Genomic DNA, 23,293 nt, shown 5'->3' with positions numbered 1-23,293 from the left:
ACCCGGAGTGTAGGGGTGATCCCCGCTGTTCGGACACGTGGATACAGTGCCCGCATGAACAGCAGGTCGTCCACGCCGTTCGACGAACTCGACCGGAAGATCATCACCGCGTTGATGGCGAACGCGCGGACGTCGTTCGCCGAGATCGGCACGGCGATCGGGCTGTCGGCCACGGCGGTCAAGCGGCGGGTCGACCGGTTGCGCGAGACGGGTGTGATCACCGGGTTCTCGGCGACGGTGAAGCCGTCGGCGCTGGGCTGGCGCACGGAGGCCTACGTCGAGGTGTACTGCGAGGGCGCCGCCCCGCCGAGGCGGCTGGCCGAGGTGGTGCGCGACTATCCGGAGATCGCCGCGGCGATGACCGTGACCGGTGGCGCGGACGCGCTGCTGCACGTGCGGGCGCGGGACGTGGAGCACTTCGAGGAGGTGCTGGAACGGATCAGGCAGGAGCCGTTCATCCGGAAGACGATCAGCGTGATGGTGCTGTCCCATCTGCTGCCGGAGAGCCCGGAGGCGGGGGCGAGCCATCCGGCCCCGGAAGGGGTCTCCGGCGGCGCAGCAGACGTGCGCTGAGCGCCTGGAAGACGCAGCGTTCCTGCGCGAACGCGCAACCTTTGTTTCTTGTCGGGCACCGCCGCCGGTTCCTACCGTTGTGTCAACCACCAGTCACACACCGTGAGGAAGCGGAGGGACCCCTCTGTGCCCGACTCCCGTGTGCCGCGCCGGCGGCGCTACCTCGTCTGCGAACCCAGACACTTCGCCGTGCAGTACGCGATCAACCCGTGGATGCATCCCGACGAACCCGTCGACGTCATCCGCGCCCTGGACCAGTGGCAGGCGCTGGTCGACAGCTACCGCGCCCACGGCCATACCGTGGACAGTGTGAAACCCGTTCCCGGTCTGCCCGACATGGTGTTCGCGGCGAACGCGGCGGTCGTCGTCGACGGCCGCGTCTTCGGTTCGCTCTTCCACGCGCCCGAGCGCCGTCCGGAGTCCGTGCCGTACGAGGCGTGGTTCAAGACGGAGGGCTACGACGTCTACCACCCCGAGTCGGTGTGCGAGGGCGAGGGCGACCTGGTGCCGGCCGGCCGGTGGATCCTGGCCGGGACGGGCTTCCGGACGACCCGGGAGGCCCACAGCGAGGTGCAGGAGTACTTCGGGACGCCGGTGATCAGCCTGACGCTGGTGGATCCGTACTTCTACCACCTGGACACGGCGCTGTTCGTCCTCGACGACGGGCACGACGGGAACATCGTCTACTACCCCGAGGCGTTCTCGCCGGGCAGCCGTGAGGTGCTGGCCCGGCTGTACCCGGACGCGGTGCTCGCCACTCGCGAGGACGCGATGGCGTTCGGGCTCAACTCCGTCTCCGACGGGCGCCACGTGTTCATCTCACCGGGGGCGACGAGCCTGGCCGGGCAACTGGCCGACCGCGGTTACGTCCCCGTCCCCGTCGACCTGTCCGAGTTCCACAAGGCCGGTGGCGGCATCAAGTGCTGCACCCAGGAGATCCGGGAGATCCGCTCATGACCGCACCCGTCCGCACCGAGGACCCGCAGGGAGCCCGTGGCCCGCGGGAGTCCCGTGACGCGCAGGAAACGCGTGGCTCGCAGGAGACGCGTGGCTCGCAGGAGCTGATCCGCGCGGAGGAGCCGGTCCTCGCCCACAACTACCACCCGCTGCCGGTGGTCGTCGCCCGTGCCGAGGGCACCTGGGTGGAGGACGTGGAGGGGCGGCGCTACCTCGACATGCTGGCCGGCTACTCGGCCCTCAACTTCGGCCACCGGCACCCTGCGCTGATCGAGGCGGCCCACCGGCAGCTGGACCGGCTGACCCTCACCTCGCGCGCCTTCCACAACGACCGGCTCGCCGAGTTCGCGGAGCGGCTGGCGGCGCTGACCGGTATGGACATGGTGCTTCCCATGAACACCGGCGCGGAGGCGGTGGAGAGCGGCGTGAAGGTGGCCCGCAAGTGGGCCTACGACGTCAAGGGCGTCCCGGACGGCCGGGCGACGATCGTGGTCGCGGCGGACAACTTCCACGGCCGTACGACGACGATCGTCAGCTTCTCGACGGACGAGACGGCCCGGGCTGGCTTCGGGCCGTTCACGCCGGGTTTCCGGGTGGTGCCGTACAACGACCTGGCCGCGATGGAGGCGGCGGTCGACGAGACGACGGCGGCGGTCCTGATCGAGCCGATCCAGGGCGAGGCGGGGGTGATCATCCCGGACGAGGGCTATCTGGCCGGTGTGCGGGAACTGACCCGCCGCAAGGGCTGTCTGTTCATCGCCGACGAGATCCAGTCCGGACTCGGCCGCACGGGCCGCACGCTGGCGGTCGAGCACGAGCCGGTGGTGCCGGACGTGCTGCTGCTGGGCAAGGCGCTGGGCGGCGGCATCTTGCCGGTGTCGGCGGTGGTCGGGCGCCGGGACGTGCTCGGGGTGCTGCACCCGGGTGAGCACGGTTCGACGTTCGGCGGCAATCCGCTGGCGGCCGCCGTCGGTACGGCGGTGGTGGAGCTGCTGGAGACGGGCGAGTTCCAGCGCCGGGCGGCGGAGCTGGGCGTGATCCTGCGCGACGGTCTGACGGCTCTGGTCGGCAGGGGTGTCGTCGGCTTCCGCTCACGCGGGCTGTGGGCGGGCGTGGACATCGACCCCGCACTCGGCACCGGCCGCGAGATCAGCGAACGCCTGATGCGCGAGGGAGTCCTGGCGAAGGACACCCACGGCTCGACGATCCGCCTGGCCCCGCCGCTCACCATCACGGGCGAGGAGCTGACGGGGGCACTCGGGGCGCTGGAGAAGGCGCTGGGGTAAGGGGGCCGAGGTCACCGGGGCCGGGGGCGGCGACCCGAGCCGGGCCGACCGCTCCCTCCCCCCGAGGCGGCGCAAGGTTCCGCCCCGGCCCTCCCCGCGAGGCGGCGCAACGTTCCACCCCGGCCCTCCCCACGAGGCGGCGCAACGTTCCACCCCGGCCCTCCCCACGAGGCGGCGCAACGTTCCACCCCGGCCCTCCCCACGAGGCGGCGCAACGTTCCGCCCCGGCCCTCCCCACGAGGCGGCGCAACGTTCCACCCCGGCCCTCCCCACGAGGCGGCGCAGGGACGCGCCCGGCGTCGACCGGGCGGGTGCCGCACAGGCGTGCACACCGGCAGCCTGCCCGCCCCGCGTCGACCGGCTCTGTCGCGGCGCGGCCGACGGGGCCGGCGTGCTCGTCCCCGGGTCGGCCGCCGCCTTCCGCCCGGCATGCAGGGAGCCGCCCATCGCGTCCGGCCCGGGCTCCGACCGGCCCTGCACAAGCCGCCCCGCGTCGCCGGAAGGGTGAAGATTGAGGCAAGAGGTGGTAGACCACTCTCAGCGACAGAGAGGTCGGCCGTGGGCGCAGACGAGGTTTCCGGCGTTGCCCGGCAGCGGTTCGATGTGGCCGACGCGGCGCCCCTGTTGCTCGATCCACAGGGCGTGGTGACGGGCTGGACCGACGATGCCCGGCGGCTGCTGGCGTACCCGGCTGCCGAGGCGGTCGGCAGGAAGCTGGCCGAGCTGCTGGTCGCCGAGGACGCCGAGCGCGTACCCGACGTGGTCGAGCGGTGCCGCAGGGACGGCGGCTGGACGGGGCTGCTGACGGCCCGCCGCAGGGACGGGCAGCCGGTGAGGGTCGCGGCCCGGATCACCTCGGCCGAGGAGGCACAGGGCGGCGGGCGCTGGCTGTTGCTCCTGTCGGAGCTGGCCGACGCCCCCGGCTGGGACATGAGCCGCACGGTCCTGGAGCAGATGACGGCTAACGCCCCGGTCGGTATCGCGATCGTGGACACGAACCTGCGCTTCGTGTGGTCGAACGCCGCCCTCGAGCAGTTCGGCGGCGGTCCGGCGGCGCGCCGGATCGGGCTGCGCTTCGCGGACGTGCAGCCGGGCATGGACGCCCGGGCGGTCGAGGCGCAGATGCGGCACGTGCTGGAGACCGGCGAGCCGGTGGTCGGCTACGAGCACGTGGGCCACGTGCGCTCGGCTCCGCTGCGCGAGACGGCGCACATGCTGTCGTTCACCCGCCTCGAGGACGACCGGGGCCATCCGATCGGCGTGTATTACACAGTCGTGGACATGACCGAGCGGCACCGTGCGCGACAGCGGCTGGCGCTGCTCGACCGGGCGGGCGAGAGCATCGGCCGCAGCCTGGACCTCACGCGTACCGCGCAGGAACTGGCGGACGTGGCCGTGCCGGGGCTCGCCGACTTCGTCACCGTCGACCTGCTGGAGTCGGTGCTGCGGGGCGGCGAGCCGGTGCCCGGGCCGCTCGCGGACTCGGAGGAACCGGTCGAGCTGCGCCGCGCCGGCTACCGGTCCGCGCAGGACGATCTGGTGGAGGCCGTCATCGAGATCGGCGAGGGGGTGGCCTTCCGGGCCGGAACGCCGCCCTTCCGCTGTCTGGCCACGGGACGGTCCTGGCGCGCGGAGCGGCTCGACCCGCTGACCCGGGACTGGACCACGAGGACCCCGAGCGGTCGCCGGGCGACGTTCAGGGAGCTGGGCCTGCACAGCGTGATGACCGTGCCGATCCGCTCGCGCGGCATCACCCTGGGCATCACGACCTTCTACCGGCGCGACCACCGGGAGCACTTCGACGAGGAGGACCTGCGGCTGGCCGAGGACCTCGTCGCCCGCGCGGCCGTCTGCGTGGACAACGCCCGCCGCTACACCCGCGAGCGGGACGCCGCGCTCGTCCTGCAGCGCAGTCTGCTCCCCCACCGCCTGCCCGAGCAGGACGCCGTCGAGGTGGCCGCGTGCTACCGGCCGGCCGACGAGCTGACCGGTCTCGGCGGCGACTGGTACGACCTCATCCCGCTGTCCGGGGCGCGTGTGGCGCTGGTCGTGGGCGAGGTGCCGGGGCACGGCATCGACGCCGCCGCGGCCATGGGGCAGTTGCGGACGGCCGTGCGGACCCTGGCGGCTCTGGATCTGCCGCCCGCGGAGGTGCTGGCCCACCTCGACGACCTGGTGGCGCGTTCGGCGCGGGAGGAGGGCGCGGAGCCGGGGACGATGGGCTCCGCGGGCACGCAAGGCGTGGGCTCCGGTTGCCTGTACGTCGTCTACGACCCGGTCGACGGGGGGTGTGCGCTGGCCGCGGCGGGGCATCCCGCCCCGGCCGTGGTGCGGCCCGACGGCTCGGTCGTGTTCGTCGAACTGCCGCAGGGACCGCCGCTCGGCGTGGGCGGCCCGCCCTTCGAGGCGGTCGAGCTCTCGCTGGCGGAGGGCAGCACCCTGGCGCTGCACACCGACGGGCTGCTGGCCCGGGGCGAGACCTGGGCCGTCGACGCGGGCCGGGAGCGGCTGCGCCGGGCCCTGGAGCGGACGGGTCCGCTCGAGTCGTACTGCCGGTCCGTGGTCGACGCGCTGGTCCCGGCCCGCCCGTACGACGACGTGGCCCTGCTGATGGCCCGGACGAAACGTCTCGGCAGCGGGCAGGTCGCGGCCTGGGACCTGCCGTCGGATCCGGCCGTGGTCGCCGACGCCCGCCGCAGGGCCACCCGGCAGCTCGCACGCTGGGGCCTGGAGGAGCTGGCCTTCACCACGGAGCTGGTGGTGAGCGAGCTCGTCACCAACGCCATCCGCTACGCCACCGGGTCCATCCGGCTCCGGCTGATCAAGGAGCGCGCACTGGTGTGCGAGGTCCTCGACGGCGGCGCGACGGCGCCCCATCTGCGCCATCCCCGTACGACGGACGAGGGCGGGCGCGGGCTTCTGCTGGTCTCCCAGCTCACGCAGCGGTGGGGCACGCGTTTCGTCCCCGAGGGGAAGATCATCTGGGCCGAGCAGTCCCTGGCGGATCGTCCCGGGTGAAGATCCTCGATGTTCGCCCATACCGTGCGAAACTGGTGTGACCCCGGCGGCGATGAGGCGGCAGCCATGGCGGAGACGGCGATCGACTACGGTGCGGTTTTCAAGGCCCTGCCCGGCATGGTGGCGCTGCTGACGCCCGACCTCGTGTACGCGGACGTCAACGAGGAGTTCGTCCGCGTCTCCGGCCGCTCGCGGGACCAGCTGATCGGCAAGTACCTGTTCGACGTGTTCCCGGACAACCCGAACGACCCGGCCGCGACGGGCATGCGCAACCTGGAGGCCTCGCTGTACCGCGTCCTGGCCACCGGGGAGCGCGACGCCATGGCCCTGCAGCGCTACGACGTCGAGGACCCCGAGCGGCCCGGCGAGTGGCAGAAGCGCTACTGGAGCCCGGTGAACGCGCCGCTGACGGGTTCGGACGGCGAGGTCGTGCTGATCCTGCACCGGGTGGAGGAGGTCACGGAGCTGATCCGGGCCCGGGGCGGCTCTGAGGGGAACCGGGGCAGCCGGGCGAGGACGCTGGAGGCCGAGCTGTACACCCGTGCTCGTGAGCTGCAGGAGCTCAATGAACGGCTGCGCCAGGCGCACTCCCGGGAGCGGGAGGTGGCGCTGGCACTCCAAGCGGCGATGCTCCCCGCGCCCCGGCAGGTCCGCAACCACCCGGCCGCCGTCCGGTACCGGCCCGCCGTGGGCGCGCTCAACGTGTGCGGTGACTGGTACGACCTGGTCGATCTGGTGGGCGGCGACCGGATCGGTGTGGCCGTGGGCGACGTGGTCGGGCACGGGCTGGAGGCCGCCGGCGTGATGGGACAGCTGCGCAGTGCGCTCAGCGCCGCCTCCCGGGTCGCCGACGGACCGGCCCAGGCCCTGGACGTGCTGGGCCGCTACGCCCACGTCATCGACGGGGCCGAGTCGGCGACCGCCGCCACGACCTTCATCGACTGCGACCGCCACCTCATCACGTACAGCAGCGCCGGCCATCCCCCGCCCCTGCTCGTCCACACCGACGGCCGCACCGAGTTTCTCGACCAGGCCACGGACACCCCGCTCGACGCCCGCCCGGACCCGATCCCGAGACCCCAGGCCGAGACCACGTACGCCCCGGGCGCCACGCTCGTGCTCTACACCGACGGCCTGATCGAACGGCGCCACGAGGACATCGACAAGGGCCTGGACCGGCTGGCCGACGCCCTGCGCGACCATCGGGGCCAGGACCCCGAAACGCTCGCAGACACCGTTCTCTCGGAGTTGCTGCCACCCGGTGGTGCCACCGACGACACGGCGCTGATCATCGTGCGGCTGTGAAGCGGGCGCCGGGGCATCGCGCGTCCGGGACCTGCGTGCCGGATCTACATGCGGGTCTTGCCGTGGTCGAGCAGCCGGACGCGGTCGACGTTCTGCCGGTCCTCGGCGTCCGCGCTGGGCTCACCGGCGAACCACGCGTCGAGGATCTCCGCCAGCAGCGGCTGCGACGTCAGCCGCAGGCTGAGGGCGAGCACATTGGCGTCGTTCCAGCGGCGCGCCCCGTCGGCCGTGTAGGCGTCCGTGCACAGGGCGGCCCTTACGCCGGGCACCTTGTTCGCCGCGATCGAGGCGCCCGTGCCGGTCCAGCAGCACACCACCGCCTGGTCCGCCGTACCGTCGCCGACCTCGCGGGCCGCCGCCTCGGAGCACACCGCCCACTGCGGGTCGTCCCCCGGGCGCAGCGCGCCGTGCGGGCGCACCTCATGACCCCTCTCGCGCAGGGCGGCCACGAGGGAGTGGGCGACGGGTTCGTCCATGTCCGAGGAAACAGCGATCCGCATGCCTGGCAGGTTACCCGCCGGGGCGGAAGAGGCCACCGGCACACAGCGGACGTCCCGCCCGCAAGAGCCACCGGCAGGTCACGCACCCCCGCTATCGCGCCACCCCACCCGTTCGGCTTGCCCGTCACCCGGCCGGCGCAGCACGCTGATCCCGCGACCCTCCCCAGCCGCAGGAGCACCACCGGACCCTGGCGCCTGACTGACCATCAGTCAATTGGCGAAGGATCTGTGCCCTCCGCCCGCACGAGGTGCCCGGTGACCGCGCCTACACCTACACTGGCACCCCACGACATGCCGGTTGACCTGCTGGAACGCGGCGGTTGAGGCCACCGCGAGAGTCGAGGAGCGCCCGCTTTGTTCTACTACCTGCTGAAATACGTGCTGCTGGGCCCGCTGCTGCGACTGGTCTTCCGGCCTCGAATAGAGGGTCTGGAGCACGTCCCCGCGGAGGGCGCCGCCATCATCGCCGGCAACCATCTGTCGTTCTCGGACCACTTCCTGATGCCCGCCATCCTCAAACGGCGCATCACCTTCCTCGCGAAGGCCGAGTACTTCACGGGTCCCGGGCTCAAGGGCCGCCTGACGGCCTTCTTCTTCCGCAGCGCGGGGCAGATCCCGGTCGACCGCTCCGGCAAGGACGCGGGCCAGGCCGCGATCCGCGAGGGACTCGGCGTGCTGAGCAAGGACGAGCTGCTGGGCATCTACCCGGAGGGCACCCGCTCGCACGACGGCCGGCTCTACAAGGGCAAGGTCGGGGTCGCGGTGATGGCGCTCAGGGCCGGCGTTCCGGTGATCCCCTGCGCGATGATCGGCACCTTCGAGGCCCAGCCGCCCGGAAAGGTCATCCCCAACATCCACCCCGTGGTGATCCGCTTCGGCGAGCCCCTCGACTTCTCCCGCTACGAGGGCATGGAGAACGAGAAGGCCGTCCTGCGCGCCATCACCGACGAGATCATGTACGCGATCCTCTCGCTGTCCGAGCAGGAGTACGTCGACCGCTACGCGGCGGTGGTGAAGGCCGAGGAGGCAGCCGCAGCCAAGGAGCGGAAGTTCCGGCGCATGCCCCTCAGTTGAGCTCTGCTGTCGGCAGAAGCCCGTTCCCCGGCCGGCCTTCGGCGATCTACGGTCGCGGTATGAGACGCGCTGTGGTGATCGGGGCGGGCGGGCAGATCGGCAGACCGACGGTGGAGGCCCTGGCGACGGACGGCTGGGAGGTGACGGCCGTCTCGCGTGGCGGCGGCCCGGACGAGGGTCGGTCCGGCGGGGTGCGGACGCGGCGGCTGGACCGCGAGGACGACGCGGCCCTCGCCGGGCTGATCGGCGAGGGCTGCGACCTCGTGGTGGACCTGGTCGCCTACGGGGCCCGGCACGCACGGCAGCTCACGGGCCTGGCCGACCGGATCGGCGCGGCCGTGGTGGTGTCGACGGTGTCGGTGTACGAGGACGGCACGGGCCGCGGCTTCGACACCATGGGGGAGCCGGACGGGCTGCCGAAGTACCCCGTGCCGATCACGGAGGACCAGGCGACGGTCCCGCCGGGGGACGCCACGTACAGCACCGGCAAGGCGGCCCTGGAGCGTGAACTCCTCGCGGCGGCGGACCGGTTGCCCGCGACCGTGCTGCGCCCGGCCGCGGTCCACGGGCCGTACAGCCCGCTCCCCCGCGAGCTGTACTTCGTCAAGCGGAACCTCGACGGCAGGCGCAGGCGGGTCCTCGCCTTCCGCGGTGAGAGCCTCTTCCACACCTCGGCGGCGCGCAACATCGCCGAACTGATCCGGCTGGCGGCGGCCCGGCCGGGCTCGCGAGTGCTCAACGCCTGTGATCCGCGGCCGCCGACCGTGGCGGAGATCGGGGCCGCCGTGGACGCGGTCATGGGGGTGGAGACGGAGACCGTCCTGCTGGGCGGGCCGGCGCAGGCGTCGGTGGGCAGCTCGCCCTGGTCGGTGGAGCTGCCGGTGCTGTGCGACATGTCCGCCGCGGAACGGGAGCTGGGCTACCGGCCGGTCGTGACCTACCCGGACAGCCTGCCGGAGACCGTCGAGTGGCTCACCCGCCGGCTGTCCGGGCGGGACTGGCGGGAGGCGTTCCCCACCCTCGCCCGTGCCTACCCCGACCTCTTCGACTACGCGGCGGAGGACGCCTGGTTCGCGGCCCGGCAGGCATGAGGAAGGGGCGGCCGGTGTCCCGGCCGCCCCTCACCACCGTCGGACGACGGCTACGGCTTCGGCGTGGCGTGCGGCGCGCAGGTCACATCGGCGCCGTCCAGCTCGCCGGTGAGCAGGTAGCTGTCCACCCGGGGGTTGATGCAGGGGTTCACCAGGCTCGTGACGCCGTGGGAGCCCGCGTCCTTCTCCGTGATCAGACGGGAACCCTTGAACCGCTTGTGCAGCTCCACGGCACCCTCGTACGGAGTCGCCGCGTCCCGCTCGGACTGGACGATGAGCACGCCGGGCAGGCCCTTGCCGGTCTTGACGTTCAGCGGCGTCTGCTGCTTGGCCGGCCAGGTGGCACACGGCAGGTTCATCCAGGCGTTGGCCCAGGTCATGAACGGGTGGTCCTTGTGGAGCCGCGTGTTGTCACGGTCCCACGTGCGCCAGTTGGTGGGCCACTTGGCGTCGGCGCACTCCACGGCGGTGTAGACGGCGTTGCCGTTCTCCGAGGACGCGTTGCCGGCCGTGTCCGACAGATCCGGGGCGGCGGCGTCGACGAGCGCCTGGGTGTCGCCGGCGACGTACTTGCTGAAGACCGACGCGGTCGGCGCCCAGGCGGAGTCGTAGTACGGGGCGCTCTGGAAGAAGGAGATGAGTTCGGCCGGGCCGACGACCCCGCCGATGGGGTTCTTCTTCGCGGTGGCGCGCAGCTGAAGCCACTTCGCCTGGACGGCGGCGCGGGTGGTGCCGAGGTGGTAGGTCGCGTCGTTCGCGGCGACCCAGTCCTGCCAGTCCTTCCAGCGGCCCTCGAAGGCGACGTCCTGGTCCAGGTTGGCCTGGTACCAGATCTTGTCCCGCGAGGGGTTGACCACGCTGTCGACGACCATGCGGCGCACGTGGCCCGGGAAGAGGGTGCCGTAGACGGCGCCCAGGTAGGTGCCGTAGGAGACGCCGAGGAAGTTGAGCTTCTTCTCGCCGAGGGCGGCGCGGATGACGTCGAGGTCACGCGCGGTGTTCGGCGTGGTCATGTGCGGCAGCATCGCGCCGCTGCGCTCCTGGCAGCCTTCGGCGTACTCACGGGCCAGCTTGCGCTGGGCGAGCTTGTCGGCCTCGGAGTCGGGCACCGGGTCGGCCTTGGGCGCCTTGACGAACTCCTGGGGGTCGACGCAGGAGATGGGCGCGGACTTGCCGACACCGCGCGGGTCGAAGCCCACGAAGTCGTAGGCCTTGGCCACGTTGGCCCAGACGGCGTTCTTGTTGGTGACCCGGGTCGGGAACCGCAGCCCGGAGCCGCCGGGGCCGCCCGGGTTGTAGAGGAGCGCGCCCTGCCGCTCGGCCTTCGTGCCGGTGTTGCCGATGCGGTCGACGGCGAGCTTGATCTGCTTGCCGTGGGGCTTGGCGTAGTCGAGCGGCACGGTGACGTACCCGCACTGGATCGGCTTGGCCAGGTTCCAGTCGGCAGGGCAGTCCTGCCAGTCGATGCCGGCCTTCGCGGCCCGGGCGGCGGCGATCGCGGCGCCCTTGGCCTCCCGGTCCCGGCCGTGGCCGCTGCCCGCGTTCGCGTTCGCCGTGGGCGCCGCGACGGCGCCGGCTATCAGCGTGGCCGTGACGAGCGCGCCGGCCGAACCGAGCGCCGCCACCCGCCTCTTCGGTCTCGAACCCCTCAAGGGGGACCTCCCCGTACCTCGTTGAGATCAGTACGGGGATCCTCCCGGTTGTGGGGTCCCTGACAACAGGGTCGGACGCCCTTCTTTGCCAATCCGATAAACGGAGAAGGTGTACTTCTCTGCGGACGCCCGGTCCGCGAGGGCGAACGCCTGGCCCCTCGGGGGCGGACGTGCGGCCCTGTGAGGGCGGACGTGCGGCGCTGCGAGGGCGGACGTGCGGCCCCCTGGGCGGGCCGGGTGCCTAGGCCTGCCCCAGTGACGACAGGGCCTCGTCGAGCAGCCGCCTGAGCTTGAGGGCGTCCGGCGCCACCGCGGTCACCAGCGCGGCGGGCCCGGCGAGTGGCACCATCGAGGCTCCCTCCCCCAGTACCCCGGCCGTCACCGGGTCGGTGACGAACTCCGGCAGTACCACGATCAGTTGGCCGACGGCACGATGTCCTGCCAGCACGGCGGGCCCGTCCCAGCCGCCCGGCGCGCCGGGCCCGCAGGACAGTTCCTGGTCGAGCACGACCTGTCCTGCGACCCGCACGGTCAGACGGCTCGTGAGCCGCCCCGGTTCCTCACCGACGCGACCCAGCACCTGCTCCTCGCGCAGCACGAGCCGGGCGGTGGGTGCGAGTTCGACGCGGGTGGTGACGTGCAGATCACTGCCCTGGGCGGAGATCAACTGCTCGGGAAGCCAGTGCAGTTCGCCGTGGTCGGCGACAACGAGCCGGACGTCGTACCGGGCGTCGCCCTTGGCCTGTCCGGGCAGTGCGATGGTGGCGGCGGCCGATCCGACGGACAGTCGCGCGCCCTCCTCCACCCGGCCCTCCACGGTGAAGTGGTCACCGCCGAGCGGGCCGCTCATCGCGCCGACCAGCATGACCCGCGCCCCGGCGCCGGTGGCCCGGGTGCGCCGCAGCGCCAGGGGCCCGTCGCTCTCCAGCACGGGCAGCGAGGTGCCGCCGCGCCCGTCGTCACGGGCGACGATCCGCGCCAGGGATCGCACCCCGGCACCGGCGCGCACGCTCATGCCCGCCACGCGGCGAGCTGCGCCCGCACCCACGCGGCGACGTCCGCCACCCCCGCCTCGCTGCGCAGCGACTGGAAGACCACCGGCAGTTCGGCGCGCTGCGCCTTGGCGTCGGCGGCCATCCGGGCGAGGTCGGAGCCGACGTACGGGGCGAGGTCGGTCTTGTTCACGACGAGGAGGTCGGCGGTCGTCACCCCCGGCCCGCCCTTGCGCGGGATGTCGTCGCCGCCGGCGACGTCGATCACGAAGATCTGCGCGTCGACGAGCCCCTTGGAGAAGGTCGCGGTGAGGTTGTCCCCGCCGGACTCCACCAGCACCAGGTCCAGCGGCCCGACCGCGTCCTCCAGATCCTCCACCGCCTCCAGGTTCGCGGAGATGTCGTCCCGGATCGCGGTGTGGGGGCAGGCGCCCGTCTCCACGGCGGTGATCCGCTCGGGCGGCAGTACGGCCTCGCGGAGCAGGAACTCGGCGTCCTCGCGCGTGTAGATGTCGTTGGTGACGACGGCGAGCGCCAGTTCGTCCCTGAGCGCCCGGCAGAGGGCGGCGACGGTGGCGGTCTTCCCGGACCCCACGGGGCCGCCGAGCCCGATGCGGAGCGCTCTGCGGGTGCCGTCGGGGCGGTGGGCGTCCGCGCTCACGGTGGTGGGGCCGTCGTGGCTGTGGTCGAGGTGCATGTGCGGCTCCTGCTGGGTGGTGGTGGGCGCTGGTGTCGGGGTGCGGGTGGGTGGGGGCTGGTCGCGCAGTTCCCCGCGCCCCTGAGGGGGTGGGTCTGCACTGCGTTCGGAGGGCGGCTATGAGGCGAACAGCCGTACAGGCCACCCCGCGTGCGCCTCCGCCCCGATCTCCAGCAGGGGCGCCGACGCGGCGGGCAGGGCGTCGACCCCGCCGTCGGCGGTATGTCGTGCCGCCTCCACCGCCCGGTCCGCGACCCGGTCCACCTCCGGGGCCAGCCGGGCCAGCACCCGCGTCGCGTCGAACGGGTCCAGGCTCAGCAGCCGCACGGTCGCCGACGCGGGCCCGCTCATGTTCTCGTACGCCGCGCAGTACGCCGCGTCCACCGGCCCCAGCCCCGCCGCCCGGGCCGCCAGTCCGAGGACCACCGGCTGATGAGCTCCCTTGGGGAACTCGCGCCCCAGAGCGTCCAGTTCGGCGGACGGCCAGGTCGCCCGGGCGGCCCGCAGCAGCTGCCGACCCAGCTTGCGCGCGGCGACCCGCAGCGCGGGGGACGGCGTACGGGCGTCCGCGGCACGGTCGAGCGCGACGGGGTCGATCCCGAGCGCGGCAGCCGCCGCCAGACCTGCCGCGACCAGCCCAGCCGTGTGCAACCGCCCCCGGCAGAACTCCTCCAGGCTCGCCGCCCCACTGATCCGTCCGGCCTTGACGGCCGCCTCCGCCCCGCCCGAGTGGGCGTGTCCACCGGCGGGAAAGCGGCCGTCGGCCAGGACGAGCAGCGCCGCACGTGACATCAGAACACCCTCAGAACAGGAAGTACCGCTGGGCCATGGGCAGTTCGGCAGCCGGGGCCGCCTCGACGAGCTCTCCGTCGATGTGCACGGCGAAGCTGTCGGGGTCGATCCGCACCTCGGGCCGCGCGTCGTTCTCCCGCATGTCGGCCTTGGTGACACCCCGCGTCGACTCGATCGCCGCGAACCGCTTCCCGAGCCCCAGCCTCTCCGGCAGCCCTGCCTCGACGGCCAGGGGAGCGACGAAGTTGAGGGAGTTGGAGGCAGGTGCCCGTCCGATCGCCCCGTACATCGGCCGCGGCAGGATCGGCTGCGGGGTGGGGATCGAGGCGTTCGCGTCGCCCATCTGCGCGTACGCGATCTGCCCGCCCTTGATGACGAGCTGCGGCTTGACGCCGAAGAACGCCGGCTCCCACAGCACCAGGTCGGCCAGCTTGCCGCTCTCCACCGATCCGACCTCCCGGGCCAGACCCTGTGCGAGCGCGGGATTGATCGTGTACTTGGCGACATAGCGACGGACGCGACGGTTGTCGGCCCGTCCGTCCCCGGGCAGCGCGCCCCGCCGACGCTTCATCACGTGCGCGGTCTGCCAGGTCCGCATGACGACCTCGCCGACGCGCCCCATGGCCTGGGAGTCGGAGGAGATGATCGAGATCGCGCCCAGGTCGTGCAGCACGTCCTCCGCCCCGATCGTGGACGGCCGGATCCGGGACTCGGCGAAGGCCAGGTCCTCCGGCACCGCGGGGTTGAGGTGGTGGCACACCATCAGCATGTCGAGGTGTTCCTCGGCGGTGTTGACGGTGAACGGCCGGGTCGGGTTCGTGGAGCTGGGCAGCACGTACGACTCGGACACCACGGTCATGATGTCCGGCGCGTGCCCGCCGCCCGCGCCCTCGGTGTGGTACGCGTGGATGCCCCGGCCGCCGATCGCGGCGAGGGTGTCGCCGACGAACCCGGCCTCGTTGAGGGTGTCGGTGTGGATGGCGACCTGGATGCCCGTCTGCTCGGCGACGGTCAGCGAGGCGTCGATGACGGCCGGGGTGGAGCCCCAGTCCTCGTGCAGCTTCAGGCCGAGCGCGCCGCCCCGGATCTGCGACAGCATCGCCTCGTGGGAGACGGTGTTGCCCTTGCCGAGGAGGCCGATGTTGAGCGGATGGGCCTCCATGGCCTCCAGCATCCGCGCCAGATGCCAGGGCCCGGGCGTCACGGTGGTGGCCTTGGAGCCCTCGGCCGGGCCGGTGCCGCCGCCGACCAGGGTCGTGATGCCGGAGGACAGCGCCTCGTCGGCGATCTGCGGGCAGATGAAGTGCACGTGTGCGTCGATCGCGCCGGCCGTGAGGATCCGCCCGTTGCCCGCGATGATCTCGGTCTCCGGGCCGATGACCAGCTCCGGGTGGACGCCGTCCATGGTGTCGGGGTTGCCGGCCTTGCCGATGCCGGTGATCCGGCCGTCGCGGATGCCGACGTCGGCCTTGACGATCCCCCAGTGGTCGATGATCACCGCGCCGGTGATCACCGTGTCCGGGGTGCCTTCCGCGCGCGTGGCCCGCGCCTGGCCCATGGACTCGCGGATGACCTTTCCGCCGCCGAACACCGCCTCGTCACCGGCGAGTCCGGGGCCGCCGGAACGGTCCTCCTCGATCTCGACCAGCAGGTCGGTGTCGGCGAGACGGATCCGGTCACCGGTCGTCGGGCCGAACAGGTCGGCGTACGCGGCACGCGAGATCTCAGGCATCGAGGGCACCTCCGGTCTCCCCGCGCAGACCGGGCACCACACGGGAACCGGCCAGCGGAACGAGTTCGACGTCGACGGGGATCCCGGGCTCGAAGCGCACGGCCGTGCCGGCGGCGACGTTCAGCCGCTTGCCGCGCGCGGCGGCGCGGTCGAACTCCAGGCCGGGGTTGGCCTCGGCGAAGTGGTAGTGGGAGCCGACCTGCACGGGCCGGTCGGCGGCGTTCAGGACGGTGAGCCGGGTGACCTCGCGCCCCTCGTTGTAGGCAATCGGGTCGTCGGCGAACAGGAACTCTCCGGGAATCACGGCGCTCTCCCCGTCAGACGATCGGCTCGTGGACGGTGACGAGCTTGGTGCCGTCCGGGAAGGTGGCCTCGACCTGGACGTCGTGGATCATCTCCGGGATGCCCTCCATGACGTCGTCCCTGGTCAGGAGTTTGCGCCCGGAGGACATGAGCTCCGCGACGGTCCGGCCGTCCCGCGCGCCTTCGAGGATGTGCGAGGTGATGAGCGCGACCGCCTCGGGGTGGTTGAGCTTCAGCCCACGGGCCCGGCGCTTCTCGGCCACGTCCGCCGCCACGTGGATCAGCAGTCGTTCTTGCTCGTGCGGGGTCAGCTGCACGTCCCACCTCACAGTCGTCGCTCCGGACCGTGCAGGCCCGGTTGCCGCGGCCACGGGGCAAAGTGCCAGGTGGCGTGGAGCGGCAGGCTAGTTGGACCGCGTTTCGGGCACGTTAACCGAGCTGTGATCCACCGGTCGGCGTGTCCCCGTCCCGCATGCCGGTCAGCGCCCGCAGACCGTCTCGGAGGACCTCGATCGGCGCCGGTCCGAAGAGGGACTGCTGGGCGATGAACCCGAGCACCGCGGCGATCATCGTGCGGGCCACATGGTCCGGCGCCACGTCCGCCCGCATCATTCCGGCCTCCTGGTAGCCCTCGACGATCCTCCCCCAGGCCGCACGGACCGAGCCGTAGCCGTCCCTGAGCAGGAGTGCGAGCTCTTCGTTGCGCAGGGTCTCCGTCCACACCTGGATGACGAGCCGCGGAAAGGCGGGCCGGCCGTCGACGACCAGGGACTCACGGGCGGCGAGCGTCCTGCCGAGGACCGAGGCGACGAGTTCGTCCGGCGGCGGGGGCGGGCCCTGCCGCGCCACCTCCTCGAAGGCGTCGCGGACGGAACCGAGCGTCTCGGCGACGATCGCGCCGATCAGCTCCTCCTTTCCGCTGAAGTAGCGGTACACCGCACCGGCCGAGAGGTCGACCTCCTTCAGCACGTCCTGCATGGACGTGGCGTGGAAGCCGTTGCGGGCGAAGCAGAGCGCGGCGCCGTCGAGGATCTGGCGGCGGCGGGCGTCGAGATGTTCCTGGGACACGCGAGCCATGGTCCACAAAGTAAAACGAATATTCATTCTTGACAAGGCGCAACGAGCGGAGCACGGTGGAGGCAGCGCAAAACGAACGATCCTTCTTTTTAGCGCTCCGGTCCGCTCACCCCAGGAGACCCTCATGCCTTCCCGCAACCGCCATGTGATCGCGGTCGTCGTCCTCGTGCCCGTCCTGGCCGCCCTGGCCCTGTGGGCGTTCGCCTGGCCGGCCTCCCGTATCGCGCCCCGCGACCTGCCGCTCGGCGTGGCCGGACCGCCGGCAGCGGCGGCCCAGGTCGAGAAGCAGCTGGAGCGCCACCAGGGCGCCTTCGAGATCCACCGCTACGCCGACGAGGCCGCCGCCCGGGACGCCATCGAGGACCGGAGCGTATACGGCGCGGTCGTGGTCACCCAGCAGGGGCCCGAACTGCTCACCGCCTCCGCGGCCGGACCGGTCGTCGCGCAGTTCCTCCAGCAGGCCGTGGGGCAGCAGGCCGCCGCCGGGGGCGCGCAGGTCAAGACGGTCGATGTCGTGCCCGCTCCGGCCGGTGATCCGCGCGGCGCGGTGCTGAACGCCGCCGCACTGCCGCTCGCCCTGGCCGGCATCGCGGCGGGCGCGCTGGTCACCCTGCTGGGACTGCGCGGCACCCGGGCCGGGCTCACGCTGCTCGGCGCATCCGCCCTGGTGGGCGTGGTCGCGGCCGGAATCGCGCACAGCTGGCTCGGCGCACTCGGGGGCGACTGGTGGGCGGAAGCGGGTGTGTTCGGTCTGTGCACGCTGGCCATCGGCAGCGCCGTCGCCGGACTCGCCGCCCTGCTCGGCACCGCCGGCATCGGCATCGGTGCCGCCACGGTGATGCTGCTGGGCAACCCCTTCTCCGGCGCCACCTCGGCCCCGCAGATGCTGCCGGAGCCGGCCGGCGCGATCGGACAGTGGCTGCCGCCCGGCGCGGGCACGACGCTGCTGCGCTCGGTGTCCTTCTTCGACGGCGCGGCGGCGACCGGACCCGCCCTGACCCTGGCCTGGTGGGCGGCGCTGGGCCTGGGTGCCGTACTGCTCGGCAGCTCGCTCAAGGCACGGAAGGCGGGCGCCGAGCCCGCGGCCGACCACCGGGAGCTCTCGGCCGTCGGCTGACCGGCGCCCCACTGAAACGACCGTGCGTCCCCGTTGCAGCGGACGGGGACGCACGGTCCTTCGTCTGTCCGGGCCGGCTCTAGTGGCCGCCCCGCCGGTGCTCCGCCGCGATGCCGAACCGCTGGGGTTCGCCGGGAGCGGATGCGACCTCGCGGACCGTGGAGAGGGCGCTGATCACCTGCCCCTCCGCGGACTCCGGGAGTTCCTGGGTCTCTTCGAGTCGCCGCAGGTCATCGGCCGAGACGAGGGCGACGAGGGGCTTGCCGTGCCGGGTGACGACGACGCGTTCACCGGCGTACACCACGCGGTTGATCAGGTCGGCGAGCTCAGCCCTGGCTTGCGTCACCGGAATCTCGTAGGCCATGTCCCCATCATAACGTGACGTACGTCCTGTACATTTTTTACAGACACGACTGTCGCCGGAGACAGCTCTGCCCGCGAGGAGGGGTTCGCCATGACCCGACCGTCCGCCCGCTACGTGCTGCCCGAGTTCACCGAACGCACGTCGTCCGGGCAACGGACGATGGATCCGTACGCGAAGCTCCTGGAGGAGCGCATCGTCTTCCTCGGGGCGCCGGTGGACGAGACCTCGGCGAACGACGTCATGGCCCAGTTCATGCATCTGGAGCACCAGGCCCCGGAGCGCGACATCTCGCTCTACATCAACTCTCCCGGCGGCAGCTTCCATGCGATGACGGCGGTCTACGACACGATGCAGTACGTCTCCTGCGACGTGGAGACGATTCTCCTGGGCCAGGCCGGTGCCGCCTCCTCGGTGCTGCTGGCGGCGGGCACACCCGGCAAGCGATTCGCGCTGCCCGACGCGCGCCTGGTGATCCATCAGCCGGCGCTGCCCGAGCCGATCCACGGTCAGGCGAGCGATCTGGCCATCCAGGCGGATGAGTTGACGCGCATCCGGAACCGGATGGAGGAGATGCTCGCGCTGCACACGGGCCGCACCCGGGAGCAGGTGAGCGCGGACATCGAGCGGGACAAGGTCCTCACCGCGCAGGAAGCGGTGGAGTACGGCCTGGTGGACGGGATCATCCCCAGCCGCAAGGCCACCCTCGCCCCGCCGACCGGACGGTGAGGCCCCGATGCTCCCGCCCGAGCTGCCGCCGCTGCCCGCCCTGACCCGCGCCGAAGCGGAACTGATCGACCGCTACCTCGACGTGGTCGATCTGCTCGGCCGCATCAACCCGGCCCGGGACGGTGACACGTATCGCGGGCTGCGTGCCGCCCAGGCCCTCGTCGGCAAGGCGACCGCACTGCGTGACGCGCTGGCCCTGATGCACCAGCGGGGCGAGACGGAACTGCACGCCGGCACCCTGGCCCGGGCGCTGCGGGTGCTGGACGGCGAGCGGCGCACGGCGCGGCTCACCCTGCCCCCGGAACCCGTCAGTTGACGCGAGCCGTCGACCCGGACGCCCGACGCGACGGCGGAGCCTCCGGGGCTGAGTTGAAACGGACCAAAAGACGTACCCCTGTTCGGAGTAGGCGGGAGACCGATTTTGGGGCCCTTCCGGTTGCGCAACGCGCGTAGCCCCGGGGCGGAATGGGACATTCCATGCCTGGTCCGACGGTCCGCGAACGCGTGGACAGTGGCGCGAACGCACACGTGTCCACCCGAACGGGTGAGTGGTGAGTAACAACACAAATCCCCGGTTCCGTTGGGAAATCCGGACAGGCATGCGCCAAGATCCCTGCTTGACGACAAGCCCCCGCCGCTGTGGCGGGGCGATCCGGGCGGACGCCGAGTCCTGCCGCCGCCCGGATGACCGGTCGACAGGAGTGGATCGGCAGGAGTGGAGGACCCAAGCACGACGGGTCGCCGGGACGGTCACGCCATGACCGGCTCCGAGCAGCCCTTGGGGTGAAGCCGCGTCAGCGGCCGGGCAACTTTGTCAGCCCGAATCCGACAGGTCATCCTTCACAGGCGGCTGACGAAGGGTTGCGCATGACTGCGCTCAATCGTGTCCCGTCGCTCATGGCCCGAGCCGGTACGGCCTCGGCGCTCACCATCGCCGCGGTGGGCGGCTCGATCGTGGCCCCCGGCTTCACCTCCGAGGCCGCGGCAGCCACACCGGCGACCAAGGCACTCCAGATCGCGGCATCCAAGAAGGGTTCGCCCTACAAGTACGGGGCGATAGGGCCGCACCGGTTCGACTGCTCCGGGCTCACGCTCTACTCGTTCAAGAAGGCCGGCAAGAAGCTCCCCCGCACGGCTGCCCAGCAGTACAACAAGACGCGCCACATCTCCGCCAAGAACCGCAAGGCGGGAGACCTGGTGTTCTTCCACTCGGGCAGCAACGTGTACCACGTCGGTATCTACGCGGGTAAGAACAAGCTCTGGCACTCCCCGAAGAGCGGGGACGTGGTGCGGCTGCAGAAGATCTGGACCAAGAGCGTCTGGTACGGGCGCGTGAAGTGATCCGCCCGGCGTGCGGCGGCGTTGATGACGCGCCGCCGCACGCCGGAGCGTGACACGGGCGCAAGTGGATACCCGTGACGTCATGGCCGAGCACCGTCCCTGCACCGCGCGCAACGAGACTCCGCTGCAACGCGCCGACCGCAACTTCGTCGAGCTGCTCCAGGAACTCCGCGTCACCCAGACGGGTGTGCAGATCCTCTTCGCCTTCCTGCTGTCGCTGGCCTTCACCTCGCGCTTCGGGGACCTCGACACGGTCCAGCGCGTCACCTACGTCATCACGCTGCTGCTGGCGGTCCTGGCCGCCGCGCTCTTCACCGCGCCGGCCGCTCTGCACCGTTCCCTCTTCCAGCAGGGCGCCAAGCCCCGCATAGTGCAGGTCTCCTCGCGCCTGGCCACGACCGGTCTGAGCGTGCTGGTGTTCGCGTTCAGCGGTTCGGTGCTGCTGGTGGTCGACGTGACCACGGGCCGTGCCGGTGGCATCGCCGCGGGCGCCGCGACCTTCCTGGTCTGCGTCGGACTGTGGGGTGTACTCCCCCGGCTGGTGCGACGAGCGGGGCTGCACGGGGAACGGGACGGCGCCGAGGAAACCACCGAGGAGGAGCCGGAGGGGGCCGAGATCAGGGTCCCCGCACCGCTGCGGCGCACTGTCGGGCAGCCGTCGGGGCTTCGAGGGGCGGCAGCACACCGGGAGGCGTCGGCTCGGCACCGGTGACGGCCGCGGGCTCCGGCGGGTCGCAGGGCCCGGAGTGGGCGGCGTAGAGCCGCGGGAATGGCCCGGATGCGGGTCGCGCGGGCCGGGGTGCATCGAGAGCACCAGGGGGAAGGTCCTCCGGGTCTGTCAGGTCCGTCAGATCTTTCAGGTCGGCCGGGTCCTTCAGGTTCTGCTGTGACCGGCTACGGCTCCTGCTGGCCCGCCGTCGTCACCGGCCGGACCGGAACGGCCCACGGGAGTTCGATCGAGATGGTCTTGCCGCCCTCGCGGGTCGGGCGGATGCGCAGTCTGCCGCCGCACTCGGCGGTCAGCCAGCGGATGATGACCAGGCCGCGGCCGTTGTCCTGCTGGACGGCTGCGGGCAGGCGTCTGGGGAAGCGCGGATGACTGTCCGTGACACCGATGCGCAGCCGTTCGTCGCGGTCCAGCTCGACGTCCACGGTGAAGGTGGGCGACTGGCCGAAGGTGTGCTGGACGGCGTTGGTGGCGAGTTCCGAGATGATGAGCCGGACGGTGTCGGACACGTCCGTGTCCGCCGGCAGGCCCCACTCCGCCAGCGTGCTCACCACATAGGCACGCGCTGCGGAGACCGAGGCGGGATCGCTCGGCAGAGTGACGGATGCTTCCAGATGGTCTGCCATGGCGACGTCGTCCCTTTCCCACGGGACCGTAGCCCGACACGGAGCGGATGGTTCGAGTACGGTCCCGGACTGGTGCTTCGTCGTCAGACTGCCACCAGAACACCCGTGAAGGTCGGCGATCCACCAAGATATGCATATATCTGTCGCTCAAAGCGGTGAACTCTGCGACGCGAGACCGTATTTGGGTGGCTCCGAAGGAGTAAGGAGGAGCCCATGCAGCACGGTCCCGCGGTGCGCCGCCGGAAACTGGGCGCCGAACTGCGTGCGCTGCGCTCCTCGGCGGGGCTCACGAGCGGTGAGGCGGCCCGGCTGGTGGGCTGGCACCAGTCCAAGGTCAGCCGGATCGAGACGGGTACGAGCGGGGTGAAACCGGCCGATGTGCGGTTACTTCTGGATGCCTACGGTGTGACGGACTCCCAACTTCGGGAAGTCCTCATGGCGTTGGCGGGGGCCGAGGACAGCGGTGGCCGGCACCACTGGTGGCACGCATACCGCGGGGTGCTGCCGCCGACCTACCGGGACTTCATCAGCCTGGAGTCCCAGGCCGGCGCGATGCGCACGCTGGAGACCACCGTCGTCCCGGGCCTGCTCCAGACGCCCGAGTACGCGCGTGCGGTGACCAGCGCCGCGGTGGAGGGACTTCCGGAGGACCGGCTCGACACGCTGGTCGAGGTGCGGCTGGCCCGGCAGGACGTGCTGCGCGCCGATCCCCCGCTGGAGCTGAGCGCCGTGCTGGACGAGGCGGTGCTGCGGCGGGAAGTGGGCGGGCCCGGGGTCATGGCCCGCCAGCTGGAACGACTGGTCGAGGCGGCCCGGCTGCCCCAAGTGCGCCTGCAGGTGCTGCCGTTCGCCGCCGGGGCGCACATCGGCGTCACCGGCCCTTTCGTTATCTTCTCATTTTCGAGCACTTCTGATCTGGATGTGGTTGTTCTCGACCACTTGACGAGTAGCCTCTACCTCGAACGGAAAGAAGACCTCCAGGCCTACACGGAGGCCTTCAACGCCCTTCAGATCCACGCCCTTTCGCCCGAGGACTCGTTGGATTTCATCGCCGGGACAGCCGCCGGCGCGTAAGGAGGCACCATGCGTGCACTGCCTCGTCACGTCCCCTCAAGCATCGAACTGCACGGTGTGCGGTGGTTGCGCAGCAGCTACAGCACCGGCGCGAACAACTGCGTCGAGACCGGGTGTCCGGATGCCCCGCCCTGGGCCGGACTGCTCGCCGTGCGCGACTCCAAGGACCCGGCCGGACCCGCGCTGCTCTTCTCCGCGGAGAGCTGGGCGGCCTTCGCGGCCGGGGTGGACCGTATGTAGGAGCACTTGCGGACGCGTTCGATCAGACC

General features: G+C 71.8%; 25 protein-coding genes and 1 riboswitch. Of the genes, 14 read left to right on the top strand and 11 right to left on the bottom strand.

Annotated features, from left to right (window positions below; translation table 11 throughout):
* The first annotated feature begins 54 nt into the window (after positions 1-54).
* The 5 genes from ACFY5B_RS26000 (at position 55) to ACFY5B_RS25980 (ending at position 7,139) form a co-directional block, all read left to right on the top strand.
* Complete coding sequence (locus ACFY5B_RS26000; protein WP_389973150.1) at positions 55-573, top strand: Lrp/AsnC family transcriptional regulator; 519 nt, start codon at positions 55-57, stop codon at positions 571-573.
* 126 nt (positions 574-699) lie between these two features.
* Positions 700-1,530 (top strand): dimethylargininase, encoded by an 831-nt coding sequence (gene ddaH / locus ACFY5B_RS25995; RefSeq protein ID WP_389973147.1) that lies wholly within the window; start codon positions 700-702, stop codon positions 1,528-1,530.
* Complete coding sequence (gene rocD / locus ACFY5B_RS25990; RefSeq protein ID WP_389973144.1) at positions 1,527-2,816, top strand: ornithine--oxo-acid transaminase; 1,290 nt, start codon at positions 1,527-1,529, stop codon at positions 2,814-2,816. The genes ddaH and rocD overlap by 4 nt, the downstream gene beginning before the upstream one ends.
* 558 nt (positions 2,817-3,374) lie before the next feature.
* Positions 3,375-5,834, top strand: a complete 2,460-nt coding sequence (locus ACFY5B_RS25985) for a SpoIIE family protein phosphatase (RefSeq protein ID WP_389973141.1) — start codon at positions 3,375-3,377, stop codon at positions 5,832-5,834.
* A gap of 66 nt (positions 5,835-5,900) precedes the next feature.
* A complete protein-coding gene (locus ACFY5B_RS25980) occupies positions 5,901-7,139 on the top strand; it encodes a PP2C family protein-serine/threonine phosphatase (protein WP_389973138.1) in 1,239 nt (412 codons plus the stop codon).
* A gap of 44 nt (positions 7,140-7,183) precedes the next feature.
* On the opposite strand, the gene ACFY5B_RS25975 is transcribed toward ACFY5B_RS25980, so the two are convergent.
* On the bottom strand, positions 7,184-7,639 hold the full coding sequence (locus tag ACFY5B_RS25975) for an RpiB/LacA/LacB family sugar-phosphate isomerase (RefSeq protein WP_389973135.1): 456 nt from the start codon (positions 7,637-7,639) through the stop codon (positions 7,184-7,186).
* Between the two features lie 354 nt (positions 7,640-7,993).
* Here ACFY5B_RS25975 and ACFY5B_RS25970 point away from each other — a divergent pair, with 354 nt between their 5' ends.
* Both ACFY5B_RS25970 and ACFY5B_RS25965 read left to right on the top strand, forming a co-directional pair.
* Positions 7,994-8,713, top strand: a complete 720-nt coding sequence (locus ACFY5B_RS25970; protein ID WP_389973133.1) for a lysophospholipid acyltransferase family protein — start codon at positions 7,994-7,996, stop codon at positions 8,711-8,713.
* Between the two features lie 59 nt (positions 8,714-8,772).
* Entirely contained in the window at positions 8,773-9,804 is a 1,032-nt protein-coding gene (locus ACFY5B_RS25965) for an NAD-dependent epimerase/dehydratase family protein (RefSeq protein WP_389973129.1), read from the top strand.
* A gap of 50 nt (positions 9,805-9,854) precedes the next feature.
* Here the strand turns inward: ACFY5B_RS25965 and ACFY5B_RS25960 are convergent, their stop codons facing one another.
* From ACFY5B_RS25960 to ACFY5B_RS25925, 8 genes are all read right to left on the bottom strand, one after another.
* On the bottom strand, positions 9,855-11,456 hold the full coding sequence (locus ACFY5B_RS25960; protein WP_389973126.1) for an alpha/beta hydrolase: 1,602 nt from the start codon (positions 11,454-11,456) through the stop codon (positions 9,855-9,857).
* A gap of 241 nt (positions 11,457-11,697) precedes the next feature.
* Positions 11,698-12,471 (bottom strand): urease accessory protein UreD, encoded by a 774-nt coding sequence (locus tag ACFY5B_RS25955; RefSeq protein WP_389973123.1) that lies wholly within the window; start codon positions 12,469-12,471, stop codon positions 11,698-11,700.
* A complete protein-coding gene (gene ureG, locus ACFY5B_RS25950; protein ID WP_389973120.1) occupies positions 12,468-13,145 on the bottom strand; it encodes an urease accessory protein UreG in 678 nt (225 codons plus the stop codon). The genes ACFY5B_RS25955 and ureG overlap by 4 nt, the downstream gene beginning before the upstream one ends.
* 117 nt (positions 13,146-13,262) lie before the next feature.
* Positions 13,263-13,937 carry an urease accessory protein UreF gene (locus ACFY5B_RS25945; protein WP_389973117.1) on the bottom strand — a complete coding sequence of 225 codons (675 nt, stop codon included), beginning with the start codon at positions 13,935-13,937 and terminating at the stop codon, positions 13,263-13,265.
* Positions 13,938-13,947: 10 nt separating this feature from the next.
* A complete protein-coding gene (locus ACFY5B_RS25940) occupies positions 13,948-15,669 on the bottom strand; it encodes an urease subunit alpha (RefSeq protein ID WP_389973114.1) in 1,722 nt (573 codons plus the stop codon).
* Positions 15,662-15,973, bottom strand: a complete 312-nt coding sequence (locus tag ACFY5B_RS25935; protein WP_389973112.1) for an urease subunit beta — start codon at positions 15,971-15,973, stop codon at positions 15,662-15,664. The genes ACFY5B_RS25940 and ACFY5B_RS25935 overlap by 8 nt, the downstream gene beginning before the upstream one ends.
* A 13-nt stretch (positions 15,974-15,986) precedes the next feature.
* Positions 15,987-16,289 (bottom strand): urease subunit gamma, encoded by a 303-nt coding sequence (locus tag ACFY5B_RS25930; protein WP_104781970.1) that lies wholly within the window; start codon positions 16,287-16,289, stop codon positions 15,987-15,989.
* 112 nt (positions 16,290-16,401) lie between these two features.
* Positions 16,402-17,049, bottom strand: a complete 648-nt coding sequence (locus tag ACFY5B_RS25925) for a TetR/AcrR family transcriptional regulator (protein WP_389973109.1) — start codon at positions 17,047-17,049, stop codon at positions 16,402-16,404.
* 124 nt (positions 17,050-17,173) lie between these two features.
* Here ACFY5B_RS25925 and ACFY5B_RS25920 point away from each other — a divergent pair, with 124 nt between their 5' ends.
* Positions 17,174-18,166: an ABC transporter permease gene (locus ACFY5B_RS25920; protein ID WP_389973106.1), complete on the top strand. Its 993-nt coding sequence runs from the start codon at positions 17,174-17,176 to the stop codon at positions 18,164-18,166.
* 79 nt (positions 18,167-18,245) lie between these two features.
* Here ACFY5B_RS25920 and ACFY5B_RS25915 read toward each other — a convergent pair whose 3' ends face one another.
* Entirely contained in the window at positions 18,246-18,530 is a 285-nt protein-coding gene (locus ACFY5B_RS25915; protein ID WP_389973103.1) for a type II toxin-antitoxin system Phd/YefM family antitoxin, read from the bottom strand.
* 90 nt (positions 18,531-18,620) lie between these two features.
* Here ACFY5B_RS25915 and ACFY5B_RS25910 point away from each other — a divergent pair, with 90 nt between their 5' ends.
* The 4 genes from ACFY5B_RS25910 to ACFY5B_RS25895 all read left to right on the top strand — a co-directional run bounded on the left by ACFY5B_RS25910 (position 18,621) and on the right by ACFY5B_RS25895 (position 21,309).
* Entirely contained in the window at positions 18,621-19,256 is a 636-nt protein-coding gene (locus tag ACFY5B_RS25910; protein WP_389973100.1) for an ATP-dependent Clp protease proteolytic subunit, read from the top strand.
* A gap of 7 nt (positions 19,257-19,263) precedes the next feature.
* The gene (locus ACFY5B_RS25905; RefSeq protein WP_389973097.1) at positions 19,264-19,572 is read left to right on the top strand and encodes a hypothetical protein; all 309 of its coding nucleotides are present in this window, start codon (positions 19,264-19,266) and stop codon (positions 19,570-19,572) included.
* A 335-nt stretch (positions 19,573-19,907) separates the two neighbouring features.
* A riboswitch (cyclic di-AMP (ydaO/yuaA leader) is annotated at positions 19,908-20,120 on the top strand.
* Between the two features lie 3 nt (positions 20,121-20,123).
* Complete coding sequence (locus ACFY5B_RS25900; protein ID WP_344464487.1) at positions 20,124-20,597, top strand: C40 family peptidase; 474 nt, start codon at positions 20,124-20,126, stop codon at positions 20,595-20,597.
* An 82-nt stretch (positions 20,598-20,679) separates the two neighbouring features.
* A complete protein-coding gene (locus ACFY5B_RS25895; protein WP_389973093.1) occupies positions 20,680-21,309 on the top strand; it encodes a DUF6328 family protein in 630 nt (209 codons plus the stop codon).
* 182 nt (positions 21,310-21,491) lie between these two features.
* Here ACFY5B_RS25895 and ACFY5B_RS25890 read toward each other — a convergent pair whose 3' ends face one another.
* Positions 21,492-21,950, bottom strand: coding sequence for an ATP-binding protein (locus tag ACFY5B_RS25890; RefSeq protein ID WP_389973091.1), 459 nt, complete (start codon positions 21,948-21,950; stop codon positions 21,492-21,494).
* A 213-nt stretch (positions 21,951-22,163) separates the two neighbouring features.
* Here ACFY5B_RS25890 and ACFY5B_RS25885 point away from each other — a divergent pair, with 213 nt between their 5' ends.
* Both ACFY5B_RS25885 and ACFY5B_RS25880 read left to right on the top strand, forming a co-directional pair.
* Positions 22,164-23,024, top strand: a complete 861-nt coding sequence (locus tag ACFY5B_RS25885; RefSeq protein WP_389973088.1) for a helix-turn-helix domain-containing protein — start codon at positions 22,164-22,166, stop codon at positions 23,022-23,024.
* Positions 23,025-23,033: 9 nt separating this feature from the next.
* Positions 23,034-23,264, top strand: a complete 231-nt coding sequence (locus tag ACFY5B_RS25880; RefSeq protein ID WP_344464479.1) for a DUF397 domain-containing protein — start codon at positions 23,034-23,036, stop codon at positions 23,262-23,264.
* Positions 23,265-23,293: the final 29 nt, after the last annotated feature.

Source organism: Streptomyces sp. NPDC013187 (genome assembly GCF_042899705.1).
Taxonomy (GTDB): Bacteria; Actinomycetota; Actinomycetes; order Streptomycetales; family Streptomycetaceae; genus Streptomyces; species Streptomyces hawaiiensis_A.
The sequence above is the reverse complement of the archived record's forward strand: the minus strand, read 5'-3'. Positions and strand labels throughout refer to the sequence as shown.